Genomic DNA, 14,802 nt, shown 5'->3' with positions numbered 1-14,802 from the left:
GCTCAGTTGCGCACCGGCTTGCCGGTCTGCAACATGCCCATGATGCGTTCCTGGGTTTTGGGCATTCCCAGCAAATCGATAAAGGCACGGCGCTCCAGGGCGAGCAGCCAGTCTTCGTCGACCAGGCTGCCGGCCTCGACGTCGCCGCCGCATACGATTTCGGCAATGCGCGAGGCGATCAGGAAGTCGTGCGCCGAGATGAAATTGCCGTCGCGCATATTCACCAGTTGCGCCTTGATGGTAGAGATGCCCGAACGCCCCGCCACCGGAATGCCGGCGGGCTTAAGCGGCGGGCGGTAACCGCTCGCTGCCAGCGCGCGCACTTCGTTACAGGCCACCGACAGCAACTCGTGCACGTTGAATACGACGGTGTCGGACGGTTTGAGGTAACCCATCTCGAGCGCCTCGAGCGCCGAGCCGGAGACCTTGGCCATCGCAGCGTTTTGAAAGGCGTTCTTGACGAATTCCAGATAGTTGGTGCTGCCGGCCGCCTCGGCTGCCGCCGCGGCGCGCAGCGCCGCTTCCTTGAGGCCGCCGCCGCCCGGCACCAGGCCGACGCCGACTTCGACCAGGCCGATATAGCTCTCCAGCGCGACCACCCGCTTGGCACTTTGCAGCATCAGCTCGCATCCGCCGCCCAGCGCGATACCCGACACGGCGGGAACCACCGGCACCTGCGCATACTTTATGCGCATCATGCAATCCTGGAACTTCTTGAGGAACGGCTCGATCCCCTTGGGGCCGCCCATCATGAATGCCGGCATCGCCGAGGCCAGGTCGGCGCCCGCCGAGAAGGGCCCGCCGGGCGCGCCGAGCTTGAGCGAGGTCGGCTGCCACACGACCAGGCCCCTGTACTGCTGCTCGGCCAGCGTCACGGCCTTGAGCAATCCATCGATCACGTCCGGCCCGATGGTGTTCATCTTGCTCTTGAACGACACGATGAGTACGTCGCCCTCGCCCGCCCGGTCATCGACCCACAGGCGAACCGAGTCGTTCTCTTCGATGGTCTTGCCGAAGCTGCGCGGATCCGCGCCCGCTTCGCCATATAGCGACGCCTGGAATACCTGGCGTCGATAGACCGGCAGGGTACTGCGCGGCACGAATGCCTGCCTGGCCGGCGACCACGAGCCTGCCGCACCATGCACGCCGCCTTGCTCGGCAACCGGCCCGTCGATCACCCAGGCTGGCAGCGCGGCGTTGCTCAGTGCTTTGCCGGCATCGATATCTTCCTTGACCCATTGCGCCACCTGGGTCCAGCCGGCTGCCTGCCAATCCTCGAAAGGCCCGCTGTTCCAGCCGAAGCCCCAGCGGATCGCGAAGTCGACATCGCGTGCGTTGTCGGCGATCTGCTCCAGATAGACCCCGATGTAATGAAACACATCGCGGAACACCGCCCACAGGAATTGCGCTTGCGGGTGGGTCGACTCACGCAGCAACTTGAAGCGCTCGGCCGGCTCTTTCTTGAGGATGCGCAGCACCAGCTCGTCGGCCTTCTTGCCGGCCTCGACATAGTTGCCGCTGACCGGGTCGAGCACCTTGATCGCCTTGCCTTCCTTTTTGTAGAAGCCCGCACCGCTTTTCTGTCCGAGCGCGCCCTTGTCCACCAGCGCCTGCAGCACCGGCGGCGTGGCGTAGACGGGATAGAAGGGATCGTCCTTCAGGTTGTCCTGCATCGTCTTGATGACGTGCGCCATGGTGTCCAGGCCCACCACGTCGGCGGTACGGAACGTCGCCGATTTGGCGCGGCCAAGCTTGCTGCCGGTCAGATCGTCGACGACGTCGAACGGAATGCCGTACTTCTGTGCCTCGGCGAACACCGCCAGGATCGAGAAAATCCCAACGCGATTGGCAATGAAGTTCGGCGTGTCCTTGGCTCGCACGACGCCTTTGCCCAATGTGCTGGTGAGAAACGCTTCGAGTTGATCGAGAATGGCCGGTTGGGTCGAAGGCGTCGGAATCAGCTCCACCAGGTGCATATAACGCGGCGGATTGAAGAAGTGGACACCGCAAAAGCGCGCCTTGAGTTCGGCGTCGAATCCTTCCGAGAGTTCGGTGATCGACAGCCCCGAGGTGTTCGACGCGAAAATCGCGTGAGGTGCCAGATGAGGCGCAACCCTCTTGTAAAGGTCGTGCTTCCAGTCCATGCGCTCGGCGATCGCCTCGATCACCAGATCGCACTCCTGAAGTTTCGCCAAATCGTCTTCATAGTTGGCGGCTTCGATAAACTGCGCGCTGCGTTTGACCCCGAACGGTGCGGGATTGAGTTTCTTGAGCGACTCGACTGCTTTGAGAACGATGCCGTTCTTCGGGCCTTCTTTGGCGGGCAGGTCGAACAGCACCACCGGCACTTTGGCGTTAATCAGGTGCGCCGCGATTTGCGCCCCCATCACACCGGCGCCGAGTACGGCGACCTTGCGGATAATCAGATTGCTCACAGTTTCCTCCTGAAATTGGCGTGTCTGGCCCGGCGGCGCGGCGCATGTGTGCCGCGCCGGCACGTTCACCGATCAAAACAGCTCGGCGTCGAGTTCCATCAGCGATTTGGCGCCGGCGCGGGCCGCACGGATGTGATAGGCGGTCTCGGGCAGCAACTTGGCAAAATAGAAGCGGGCCGTAGCCAGCTTGCTTGCGTAGAACGTATCGCCGCCGCCCTGCTTGTCGAGGGCGATGCGCGCCATGCGCGCCCAGAAATAGGCGAATACGAGGTGACCGACCACACGCATATAATCGACCGCGGCGGCACCCGCCTCATCCTGGTTGCTCATCGCTTTCATGCCGATTTCCATCGTCAGCTTCTGCACCTTGTCACCAAGATCGGCGAGCGGATTGACGAACTCCTGCATCTCTTCCCTGGTGCCTTCGCGCTCGACGAAGTCCTGCACCAGTTGGCCGAATTTCTTCAACTTGGCGCCCATGTCGCCGAGCACCTTGCGGCCCAGCAGATCGAGTGACTGGATCGTGTTGGTTCCTTCGTAGATCATGTTGATGCGCGCATCGCGCACGTATTGCTCCATGCCCCATTCGGCAATGTAGCCGTGGCCGCCGAACACCTGCATGCCGAGGTTGGTGCAAAGGAAGGCGTTGTCGGTGAGAAAGGCCTTGATGACCGGCGTGAGCAACGCCACGAGGTCGGCAGCTTCCTTGCGCGCACTTTCGTCGGCATGCGAGAGTTCGCGGTCGATTTGCAGCGCGGTCCAGTAAGAGAAGGCACGCGCGCCCTCGGCATACGCTTTCTGGGTCAGCAGCATGCGCCGCACGTCCGGGTGCACGATAATCGGATCGGCAGGTTTGTCGGTCGCCTTGGGCCCAGTGAGCGACCGCATCTGCAAGCGCTCTTTCGCATAGACGAGCGAATTTTGATACGCCACCTCGGTCAGCCCCAGGCCCTGCATGCCGACGCCCAGACGCGCGGCATTCATCATGATGAACATCGCGTTCAGGCCTTTGTTCGGCTCGCCGACCAGCCAACCCTGTGCGTTATCGAGATTCATCACGCAGGTGGCGTTGCCGTGGATGCCCATCTTGTGTTCGATCGAGCCGCACCGCACCCCGTTGCGCGCCCCCGGATTGCCGTCGGCATCGGGAATGAACTTGGGCACCACGAACAGCGAAATGCCTTTGGTTCCGGGCGGCGCATCGGGCAGACGCGCCAGCACGAGATGGATGATGTTGGCGGCCATGTCGTGCTCGCCAGCCGAGATGAAGATCTTGGTGCCGCTGATCGAATACGAGCCGTCCGCCAGCGGTTCGGCCTTGGTCCGGAGCAAACCCAGGTCCGTTCCGCAATGGGGTTCCGTCAGGCACATCGTGCCGGTCCATTCGCCGGAGACGATCTTGGGCAGATACAGACGCTGCTGCTCGGGCGTGCCATGCGCATGCAGGCATTCATAGGCGCCGTGCGACAGGCCCGGGTACATGGTCCAGGCCTGGTTCGCCGAATTCAGCATCTCGTAAAGCGCGTTGTTCATCAACATCGGCAGACCCTGTCCGCCGTGCGCCGGATCGCATGCCAGTGCCGGCCAGCCGGCTTCCACATACTGGCGATAGGCCTCCTTGAAGCCGGTCGGCGTTTTCACCTCGCCGTCGTGATATTGGCAACCTTCACGATCACCGACCTGATTCAGCGGGAACACGACTTCGCTGCAAAACTTCCCGGCTTCCTCGAGAACCTGATTGATGGTGTCAGCGTCGACATCGGCATGCGCCGGCAACGCTTTCAGCTCTTGTTCGACATTCAGCAATTCATGCAATACGAACTGCATATCGCGCAGCGGCGCCGTGTACTTTCCCATAACAGTCTCCGAACTAAATAAAGCTACCTGTTTCGCTCAACGGGATCGGTATCGGCCTGCCGCACCAGCAATTGCGCGGCGCCGAAGCCTCACCCGCTTTGATATGACAAAATCAATTTCTCCAGCGCGATCCTGGCTATTTCGACCGCGCCTGGCTCTCGCAAAAACCGTGCGTCGTGGTGCAAGCCCAGCGTCAGGCTGTACATCTCGAACAGCATCAAGTGCGGATCGGCGTCCCGCCGCAAATGACCGACTTCCTTGGCCTGTGTAATCGCTCGCAACAACGCTCGCCGCCAGGCCTGCACACTGGCGACCAACTGGTCGCGCACCGCGCTCTCGGCGCGATCGTCGTACTCGACCGCCCCGCTGATGTAGATGCAGCCCGTCGTCACCTCCCGGATGCGCTTGTCCATCCAGCGACTCACCAGCGCTCGCAAACGCGGCAGGCCGCGCGGCAATATCACGCTGGGGAAAAACACCTCTTCCTCGAAGCGTCGGTGATATTCCCGGATGACTTCGACCTGCAGGTCCTCACGGGATCCGAAATGCGCGAACACGCCGCTCTTGCTCATTTGCATGCGATCGGCCAGCAAGCCGATGGTCAATCCCTCGAGTCCATCGCGGCCCGCCAGTTCAAGCGCGGCATTCAGGATCGCAGCCCGTGTTTGTTCGCCTTTTCGCATAACTTTTAACCGCTCGCACACGTTGAAATAAAATCGAACGGCCGTCCTATTATTGTGTGAGGCCGTATGCCAAACAAGCAATTTATTAGAAATCGTTTTCTAAATCCATCGAAGTTCGGTCATGTCTCCGACATATCGATCACGTCGTTTACTCGTACTTGCCATTTGTAATTATTTTCATGCTGAGGCGATAAAACAGATACGCGCCCCAGCTGACCAGACGCCGGGATAGCCCACGCCCGGCAAAACGGGCTGGCTCGATCCGGCGCGCCTGCTCGAACGCCGCGGCAATGCGCTGGCGCAACTCCGGGACCAACGGATGATTGAGCATCACCACATTGGCCTCGTGATTGAGGAACAAACTGAACGCGTCGAGATTCGACGACCCGACCGTTGCCCAGTAGTCATCGACCACCGCGACCTTGCCGTGCAACGGAGTCCTGTCATACTCGGCGATGCACACCCCGGCCCTCAGCAGCTTGCCGTAAAGCGAAGGGACGGCAAGATCCAGCAGAGGAAATTCCTTGCGGCCGATCAGCACGTTGACCTGGATGCCGCGCCCGGCGGCAGCGATCAGCGCACGCCGCACGCGCCGGCCCGGCACGAAATACGGATTGGCCAGCCAGACGGTCTCACGGGCATGGCCAATGGCCATCAGATAAGCTTTCTCTATCGCGCGCCGGTTTCGGATGTTGTCGCGCGCCGCGAACGCCGCCATCGGCGCGTCGCTCGGCTTCAGGCGATAGCGGCGCCGCCGGATGAACGGCCCGATGTCGCCAGGCGACAGGCGCTGCCACTGGGTGTCGAATGCCTGCCAGATATCGCGCACGATCGGGCCCTGGCATCGTACGGCGAAATCCCAGCGCGCCTCGGGTAGTTTGGCGCCATGCGCGTCGACGTCGTCGATGATATTGATGCCGCCGACGAAGCCGCACAGGCGATCGATCACTGCGAGCTTGCGATGGGTGCGCGAGAAGCCCTGCTTGCCGAACAGATGCGGATTGTAGATACGGTGCGCGATGCCGCCGGCCGCCCAGTCGGCAAATAGCGGCATGCCGCCGGTACCGATGCCGTCGGTGATGATTCGCACCGTCACGCCACGCTGCACGGCCAGCAGCAGTGCCGCCGAGACCCGTTGTCCAACGGCGTCGTTGGCAAAAATATACGACTCCAGTACGACTTCCTGCCTGGCCTGCTCGATCGCGCCGATCAAGGCCGAAAAATAGGCCGGCCCCTGAAACAGCAAATCCAGCTCGTCGCCTTGCCTGAAATGCAGTCGGGTCTTCATTCCGTCTCCCGGGCCGCGTCAGCGGACCCGTTGCGGCAACTGCCGGATCGCCTCGGCGTTGGACGGCGAGAAGCATTGCGCCGCAGCCTCCTGCCAGGGCATCCACCGGTAGCTGACATGCTCGCGCGCTGACAGGCTCACAGCCGTGCCCGCCGGCACCTGCAGGCCGAACCAGTGCTCGGTGTTGCGCGTGACACCTGGCGCATAGCGATAACGCCAGTGGGGATAGATGCTGTATTCGATCGTATGATGCCAGTCGCAAAGATTCTCGCCCGGCACGGCGGCGCTGCCAACGACGATGCCGGTTTCCTCCCGTACCTCGCGTGCCGCGGTCTCGTGCAACGGCTCGTCCTGCGCATCCTTGCTGCCCGTGACGGACTGCCAGAAGCCGGTGGGCTCGACCCGCTCCAGGATCAGCACGTCAAGCGCGGGCGTGTAGATGACCACCAGCACGGATTCGGGAATTTTGAACGGTTTCATGCTGTGCCAACTGTCGGAGAACAGACTCCATTGTAAAAGCCCCTGGCGCAATGCTCAAAAAACAAACGCCCCAGCCTGGGCTGGGGCGCGTTGACCACAGAAAGCTCGCCTCAGACCTTGGGCGCCTCGGCTTGCCGCAGACGAATGTGCAGCTCGCGCAATTGCCGCTCATCGACCGGCGAGGGTGCCTGCGTGAGCAGGCATTGAGCACGCTGGGTCTTCGGGAACGCAATGACGTCACGAATCGAATCGGCGCCGGCCATCATGGTCACGATGCGATCGAGGCCGAAGGCGATACCACCATGCGGCGGCGCGCCATATTGCAGCGCATCGAGCAAAAAGCCGAATTTCGCACGGGCTTCTTCGTCGCTGATCTTGAGCGCACGGAAGACCTGGCTTTGCACGGCCTCCTGGAAGATCCGCACCGACCCGCCGCCGATTTCCCAGCCGTTGAGCACCATATCGTAGGCCTTGGCCAGGCACTTGCCGGGATCTGTCTCCAGGTAGGCGATATGCTCGTCTTTCGGGCTGGTGAACGGATGGTGACTCGCCACCCAGCGAGCATCTTCCTCGTCGTATTCGAACATCGGAAAATCGACAACCCACAGCGGTTGCCAGCCCGCTTCGAACAGGCCATTGCTGCGGCCGAATTCGGAGTGCCCGACCTTGAGACGCAACGCGCCGATCGCATCGTTTACGATCTTGGCCTTGTCGGCGCCGAAGAAAATTATGTCGCCGCCCTGCGCGCCGGTACGCTCCAGAATTGCCGAGATCGCGGCGTCATGCAGATTCTTGACGATCGGGCTTTGCAGGCCGTCGCGCCCCTTGCTGACGTCGTTGACCTTGATCCACGCCAACCCCTTGGCGCCATAGATCTTCACGAATTCGGTATAGCTGTCGATCTCGCTGCGCGACAACTCGGCGCCGTGCGGCACGCGCAGCGCGACCACGCGTCCGCCCTCGGTGGTCGCGGGCGTCGAAAACACCTTGAAGTCGACGTCAGCCATCACGTCGGTCAGCTCGGTGAATTCCAGCTTGACGCGCAAGTCGGGCTTGTCCGAGCCATACCGGCGCATGGCTTCGCTGTGCTGCATCACCGGGAACTGCGCCGCGAGTTCGACATCGATGGTGTTCTTGAATACGCGTCGAATCATGTTTTCGAACAGATCGCGAATTTCCTGTTCGTCCAGGAACGCCGTTTCGCAATCGATCTGGGTGAATTCAGGCTGGCGATCGGCACGCAGGTCTTCGTCGCGGAAACACTTGGTCACCTGGTAATAGCGATCGAACCCCGCCACCATCAACAGCTGCTTGAACAGCTGCGGCGATTGCGGCAGCGCGAAGAAATGACCGGGATTGACGCGCGACGGCACCAGGTAATCGCGAGCGCCTTCCGGCGTGCTCTTGGTGAGCATCGGCGTTTCGATGTCGATGAAGCCCTGCTCGTCGAGGTATCGGCGCGCTTCCATCGCTACCTTGTAGCGCAGGCGCAGGTTGTACTGCATTTGCGGGCGCCGCAGATCGAGTACGCGATGCGTGAGGCGGGTCGTTTCCGACAGGTTCTCGTCGTCGAGCTGGAACGGCGGCGTCACCGACGCGTTGAGCACGTTGAGCTCATGGCAGAGCACCTCGATCTTGCCGCTGGTCAGATTGGCATTCTCGGTGCCGGTAGGCCGAGCGCGCACCAGACCGACGATCTGCAGGCAGAACTCGTTGCGCACGCTTTCGGCCGCCTTGAACATCTCCGGGCGATCCGGGTCGCAAACGATCTGCACCAGACCTTCGCGGTCGCGCAAATCAATGAAAATGACCCCACCGTGATCGCGGCGGCGCTGTACCCAGCCGCACAATTTGACGGTTTGACCGAGCTGCTGCTCGGTCACCAGACCACAGTAAGAAGTTCGCATCGACATGTTGGTATTCCGTTCTTAAAAATCAAAGCATCACAGCACGCCCGACGACCGCTACATGGGCGGGCCGGGCCGGTGACGCGGGTTGTGCAGGGGGGCAACCACCCCCATCGACACAATATATTCGAGCGCCGCATCCACGCTCATGTCCAGCTCGATCACATCGGCTCGCGGCAGCATCAGGAAAAAACCCGACGTCGGATTCGGTGTGGTCGGCACATACACGCTCACGTAATCGCCCTGCAGATGATTGACAACGTCGCCACCGGGCACGCCGGTCAGGAACGCGATGGTCCAGGAGCCCGCGCGCGGATACTGTACCAGCAGGGCTTTGCGAAATGCGTTTCCGTTGCTTGAGAGTAGCGTATCGGAGACCTGTTTGACGCTGCCGTAAAGCGAGCCGACCACGGGAATGCGCCGCAGGATCGCCTCCCACCATTGCACCAGCTTCTGACCGATGAAATTGTGGGCCAGCAGCCCGACGACCAAAATGAATGCCAGTGTCAGGATCGCGCCAAGTCCGGGGATATGCATGCCGACCAGCCGCTCGGGCTGCCAGCCCTGCGGCAACAGCAGCAGGGTCTGGTCCATGGTGCCGATGATCAGCCCGAGCACCCACAGGGTGATGGCCAGGGGCACCAGCACCAGCAAGCCGGTCAGGAAGTAGGTTTTCAGCGCGGTTTTCTTGATGGACATGGCAAAACCCGTTTAAGCGGCGAAAACAGTGCGACGCGGCATCAATGGCATGCGCAGGAACCGCCGCATCCGCCACCAGCATCGCCGCCGGATTTGCCGGCGCTGTCGCTGGCGCTGGCCGACGTCGAATCGCTTTTGGTGGCGGAATCGGCAGCGGGCGATTTGCTGCCCCCACCCTTGAAATCGGTTGCGTACCATCCCGAGCCCTTGAGCTGAAAACCAGCCGCGGTGAGCTGCTTCTTAAAGGTCGGACGACCGCATTCGGGACACTCCGTCAATGGAGCGTCGCTCATTTTTTGCAGAACATCTTTGGCGAAACCGCAAGATTCGCAACGATAGGCATAAATAGGCATGGCTCTTTCCAGTTGGAAAATCACGGTAGGGTAGCCCCTCTTCCTCTCGGAATTGGGGCCCCCTAAGAACCGTACGTGCGAGTTTCCCCGCATACGGCTCAAGTCTACTTAACAATTACCGTTCAAAGCCTCATCAATGCATTGATGAAACCGGCTTCGTTACGTCCAAATTACTAGCGTGTACTTGTCGATGACAGTCAGGGTGAAGCAGAACCCTATTCGAGAGAGCATCTGACCCGCCATACATCCGATACACCAGATGATGATCGTGCCAGCCAGTCTCTGCCGTTAGGGCGCAGCCACAGTGCGCGCATAACCCGCCTTGTGACTTAAACAACGAAACCCATTGCTGTCGGTGACGCATAGAAAACTCCGCGCGTTCTTGACGCAACTGCTCGCCGTATTGCTCCATCGTCGGATCGAAGGGATTGAACTCCCCTTTCACCTTCTTGTGTCGCTTAATTGCTGTGCCACTTACTTGGTACAGCTCAAGCATCCCTTTACTGCCGTCTTTCCGTACAACAGGAGCAGCAAACACCCAATTCCGCTCACCCACTGTGTGAAAGTACTTCTTCTTCACCCAGTCGGCGTTCTTGTTCGGATGCCGCCTCTTCGCCCACCGCCAGAGTCTCTGGAAGATCAGATACTCCATACGGCTATACGCCTGCTTGGCTACGACGGGACTGTGATATTGCGCCCAGCCCCGTAGCATCGGATTTAGCAATCGAATCAGATCCTCTTGCCTCACCGTTTTATTACCGCTGATCGTTTCCGCAACCTTGCGATAAAACGCCTGCGCGTTCTTCTTGCTCGGTTTAATGAGCAGTTTTCCCGAGTATTTCCGAAAATTCCACCCTAGAAAGTCGAAGCCGTCATTGATATGGACAACTCGCGTTTTCGCCTCGGACAGCTGCAACCCTCGGACCGCAAGGAAGGCTTCTACCCAAGGCTTGATTTCCCCTTCCAGCGCCTCTTTCGAGGCACCGGTGATGACGAAATCATCCGCGTATCGCACCACATGTACTTTCAGCTTCTTCGCTTTCGCAGACCCCAGGTATTCACCCAGTTCCCGCTCCAGCCCGTTCAGCGTTATGTTTGCCAGCGTCGGGGAGATAATGCCTCCCTGCGGCGTACCGGCCTCAGTCGCCTGAAGCTGCCCTTTATAAACCAGGCCAGCTTTCAACCACTTTCGCAGGATTACTCTGTCCATTGGGACATTGCGCTCCAGCCAGTTGTGATTGATGTGGTCAAAGCATCCCTTGATATCCGCCTCCAGCAGCCATTGAACCGAGGTTCTTTTGGACATGCTGAGGAATAGCTGGGACATGGCGTCAGCCGTCGAGCGGTTGATCCTGAATCCATAAGAATTCGGGTCGCTCGTTGACTCTGCCACAGGCTCCAGGGCTAGCAGGTAGAGAGCTTGCATAGCTCGATCCCGCATGGTCGGAATGCCCAAAGGGCGCTCCTTCCCGTTCGCCTTCGGGATAAAGACCCTCCTCAACGGCAGAGGTCGATATCCGCGCCGCTTCAACCCGCCGACTGCTGCCAGCCGGCGCTCAGGCGTCTCCCACAGTTCGCGATCGACTCCAGCCGTTCGCGCGCCAGTGTTTTGGGTAACCCGTCGTACCGCATACAACTTTGCGGACAACGTGCGAGTCAACATCCTTTGCAGGGCCTTCACCCTGCGCCAGTTGCCTTCCCGCGTCGCCTTCGCAATTCGAATCTGCATTCCCCTCACATTCCGTTCAACTCGCCGCCAATCGATGGCATGCCAGTCATCCGGCGCGTGGGAAAGCGCAGATCTGTCCTTTTGGACAAATACTCCCATGCTGCTCTCCTTATCTGGAAAAAGAAATCCCCAGACAGAAGACGCATCTTCCCCAGCCGGGGAGCGATACGCCCCCCGCTGGGGAAATTTCAAATGCCTCGGACGCGAGCGCCCGAAGCATGCCAAGTTTCAAGGGTCAGTCAGCCATCTTGCGACGGTAGACCAGACGGAAGTCTGCCTGCTTTCGCACGAGATAATGTCTCAATCCCTATTCGAACCATTACAGTCCGACCTTCGCTTTTTCCGTCCTCCCATACCCGCACAGCCAACAGTGTCCCTTACGGTTCACCTGCCTATCCAATCACGACAGGCAGCTATACGGGCTTACCACGTTCCCGGCATGTCACACGACTGATTTAGGTTCCGCCTCTTCCCCGGTGGTCTAACGACGACGTAACTCGAGCTTTGAGCGAGTTATCCGACCACATACCATTTTGGTTAGTGCCTATCAGCAGCTTTGGCACATCAATTCTTACGAGGTTTATCAGCAGTTCACTTCCATTAACCATGTCAGCCAGCCTAGGCTCTCAACCCCTTTGCTGCTAGGAGTATCCGAATGAAAACCTCACGATTGTCATCCGCCAAAACATATGGGGACCTATTGTCAGAAGAGCTTCACACCCCACCGTTACCAGTGACGCATGTCTTCCTAGGCTACTGCTAGTCGTACAGCAGGTTCTCTACCTCCACCCCAACTACTGATGGGGCCGAACAATGACACACCGAGCTTTCGCTCGTATCCTCAAAGTAACTCCCTCACCAAAGGTGTGGGAATTGCAAACCTCTATTCCGCTTTGTCAGCGGAAAAAAGACCGCTAACTCGGCGGAGCCTGACGGTAATCAGACCATTGCAATGCGCTGCCCGGCATAACTATTTACCGGGTTTCGCCATTGGCGACATCCGGCCCACCTACTCCGGACTTCGCCTCACCACTTCATGCTGGTCGCCCAGGACCAGTTTGCCACTCATGCGTTCACAGGACGCCACCGGACACGAGCGTGCGTGTCGCACCAAAGCCTTGAATTATAACCCCTTGTTTGGCTTTTCGGGGATCGTCTCGCGAACCCGCGGCAAGATTCGCGCAGGCGTGCATGAACGGCCCGTGCTCGTTAGCGGCGCCGCCAAACCATCCATCGCTCCCGCCCGGCGAAAACCGGTAATGAGTCGTCGACCGGCGTTTCCTGCACGAGTGAGAACGCCGGCGATAACAGGGCCAGCAACGTCGCGCGATCCATCCCGAAGGGCGGCCCGCCGGGCGTCTCGCCGAGAAAGAAAAAGCCCGCCAATCGCCCCCCGGCCGGGAGCAGTTCGCCGACGCGCTGCGCGTATGCCGCGCGCAGGTGCGGCGGCAACGCGCACAGAAACGCCCGCTCGTACACCCAATCTACGGGCTCTGCCGGCTCGAAAGTAAAAAAATCGGCTTGCCGCACATGCGAGCCATAGGGGCCAAGGCCGGCTCGCGCAGCCGCCACCGCCGCAGCGGAGAAATCGATCGCGCTGACCGGCCAGCCATGCTCGGCCAACCAGCCGACCTCGTGCGCGGCGCCGCAGCCGGGAATCAGCGTCGCCAGCGGGGCCGGCTCGGCGTTGACGAAGTCGCGCACCGCCCGCGGCACGCCGCCGGCGTCCCAGGGCATGAAGGCGTGCTCGAAGCGCTCGTCCCAAAAAGCAGGATCGCCCGGATCACGATTGGCGAATTGCGGTTTGTCGCTCATGCCAGGGACATCCACAGGAAGGTCAGGATCACGCCGACGGCGACGCCGCCCAGCAGGAACAAGGTGCTGTTGATCAAGCGATTGGTGCGGCGCTGCTCCTCCAGCAGCGCACGCAGCAGCGCGTCGCTGGGCGGCGTCGTGTGAGTCGAGAGCGCCTGGTGCACCAGGCGCGGCAACTGCGGCAGCGTCTTGCTCCATTGCGGAATCTCGGCCTTCAGGCGGTCCAGCCACCCCCGCAGGCCGAGCTGCTCGCTCATCCACCGCTCGAGATACGGCTTGGCGGTTTTCCAGAGATCGAGATCGGGGTCGAGCTGTCGCCCGAGTCCTTCGATATTGAGCAGCGTCTTTTGCAGCAGCACCAGTTGCGGCTGAATCTCGACGTGAAATCGGCGCGATGTCTGGAACAATCGCATCAATACCATCCCGAGCGAAATTTCCTTGAGCGGGCGATCGAAGTAAGGTTCGCACACGGCCCGAATCGCCCCCTCCAGCTCTTCGACGCGGGTGTCGGGCGGCACCCAGCCCGATTCAAGGTGCAACGCGGCGACCCGGTGATAATCGCGCCGGAAGAATGCCAGGAAATTTTGCGACAGGTAGTTTTTGTCGAACTCGGACAATGCCCCGACGATGCCGCAGTCGAGCGCGATGTAGCGGCCGAAAGTGGCCGGATCGATGCTCACGAGAATGTTGCCCGGATGCATGTCGGCATGGAAAAATCCGTCGCGCAGGAACTGCGTGAAGAATATCTCCACGCCCTCTTCAGCGAGTTTTTTCAGATCGACGCCGGCTTCACGCAGCACCTCGACCTGACTGATCGGCACGCCGTGCATGCGCTCCATCACCAGTACGTTGCTGGAACTGTATTCCCAGTACATCTCGGGCACCAACAGCAGGTCCGAGTCGGCGAAATTACGACGCAACTGGGCCGCGTTGGCCGCCTCTCGCATCAAATCGAGTTCGTCGTGCAGGTATTTGTCGAATTCCGCGACCACCTCGCGCGGTTTGAGGCGCTTGCCGTCGGCCCACAGCCGCTCGATCCAGCCAGCGACATCGCGCATCAGCGCCAGATCGCTGTCGATCACCGACAGCATGCCCGGGCGCAAGACTTTGATCGCGACCGCCTTGCCGGCGTGCGACCCCACTTTGAGGCGCGCAAAGTGCACTTGGGCGATCGATGCGCTGGCCACCGGAACTCGCTCGAATTCGTCGAATGTGTCCTCCAGGGGCCCGCCCAGCGATTTCTCGATGAGCCGCACCGCGGTGTCGGAGTCGAATGGCGGGACCTGATCCTGAAGTCGGGCCAGTTCGGCCGCGATATCGGCCGGCAGCAGATCCCGGCGGGTGGAGAGCACTTGTCCGAATTTGACGAAAATCGGCCCCAGACTCTCGAGCGCCAGGCGCAGGCGCTCGCCGCGTGGGGCATCGAGCTTGCGGCCAAAAGTGCCTAGTTTGACCAGCAGGCGTATGCCGCGATGACGCACGCCTGACAAGGCGACCTCGTCCAGCCCATAGCGAAATATCGTCAGCCCGATTTTGGCGACACGGAAAATGCGCAT

11 protein-coding genes are annotated in these 14,802 nt (G+C 60.5%); all 11 read right to left on the bottom strand.

All coding sequences use genetic code 11. The features are described from left to right. Positions 1–2 precede the first annotated feature (2 nt). A complete protein-coding gene (locus EPN80_RS04780) occupies positions 3–2,435 on the bottom strand; it encodes a 3-hydroxyacyl-CoA dehydrogenase NAD-binding domain-containing protein (protein WP_293024369.1) in 2,433 nt (810 codons plus the stop codon). A gap of 72 nt (positions 2,436–2,507) precedes the next feature. After that, the gene (locus EPN80_RS04775; RefSeq protein WP_293024368.1) at positions 2,508–4,292 is read right to left on the bottom strand and encodes an acyl-CoA dehydrogenase C-terminal domain-containing protein; all 1,785 of its coding nucleotides are present in this window, start codon (positions 4,290–4,292) and stop codon (positions 2,508–2,510) included. Positions 4,293–4,381: 89 nt separating this feature from the next. Next, positions 4,382–4,975, bottom strand: a complete 594-nt coding sequence (locus EPN80_RS04770) for a TetR/AcrR family transcriptional regulator (protein WP_293024367.1) — start codon at positions 4,973–4,975, stop codon at positions 4,382–4,384. Positions 4,976–5,123: 148 nt separating this feature from the next. Beyond that, entirely contained in the window at positions 5,124–6,263 is a 1,140-nt protein-coding gene (gene clsB, locus EPN80_RS04765) for a cardiolipin synthase ClsB (RefSeq protein ID WP_293024365.1), read from the bottom strand. 18 nt (positions 6,264–6,281) lie between these two features. After that, positions 6,282–6,743 (bottom strand): dihydroneopterin triphosphate diphosphatase, encoded by a 462-nt coding sequence (nudB, locus tag EPN80_RS04760; RefSeq protein WP_293024363.1) that lies wholly within the window; start codon positions 6,741–6,743, stop codon positions 6,282–6,284. A 110-nt stretch (positions 6,744–6,853) separates the two neighbouring features. After that, on the bottom strand, positions 6,854–8,656 hold the full coding sequence (gene aspS, locus EPN80_RS04755; protein WP_293024361.1) for an aspartate--tRNA ligase: 1,803 nt from the start codon (positions 8,654–8,656) through the stop codon (positions 6,854–6,856). Positions 8,657–8,707: 51 nt separating this feature from the next. Further along, positions 8,708–9,349, bottom strand: coding sequence for a DUF502 domain-containing protein (locus tag EPN80_RS04750; RefSeq protein ID WP_293024359.1), 642 nt, complete (start codon positions 9,347–9,349; stop codon positions 8,708–8,710). Between the two features lie 41 nt (positions 9,350–9,390). Beyond that, positions 9,391–9,702: an FmdB family zinc ribbon protein gene (locus EPN80_RS04745; protein ID WP_293024357.1), complete on the bottom strand. Its 312-nt coding sequence runs from the start codon at positions 9,700–9,702 to the stop codon at positions 9,391–9,393. A 133-nt stretch (positions 9,703–9,835) separates the two neighbouring features. Then, complete coding sequence (gene ltrA / locus EPN80_RS04740) at positions 9,836–11,530, bottom strand: group II intron reverse transcriptase/maturase (RefSeq protein WP_293024355.1); 1,695 nt, start codon at positions 11,528–11,530, stop codon at positions 9,836–9,838. Between the two features lie 1,110 nt (positions 11,531–12,640). Next, positions 12,641–13,246 carry a methyltransferase domain-containing protein gene (locus EPN80_RS04735; RefSeq protein WP_293024353.1) on the bottom strand — a complete coding sequence of 202 codons (606 nt, stop codon included), beginning with the start codon at positions 13,244–13,246 and terminating at the stop codon, positions 12,641–12,643. Continuing rightward, complete coding sequence (gene ubiB / locus EPN80_RS04730) at positions 13,243–14,802, bottom strand: ubiquinone biosynthesis regulatory protein kinase UbiB (RefSeq protein WP_293024352.1); 1,560 nt, start codon at positions 14,800–14,802, stop codon at positions 13,243–13,245. Before ubiB ends, EPN80_RS04735 begins: the two co-directional genes overlap by 4 nt.

Source organism: Pandoraea sp. (assembly GCF_004297875.1).
Lineage (GTDB): Bacteria > Pseudomonadota > Gammaproteobacteria > Burkholderiales > Burkholderiaceae > Pandoraea.
Note: the sequence above shows the minus strand (reverse complement) of the source record. Positions and strands in the feature narration are given on the sequence as shown.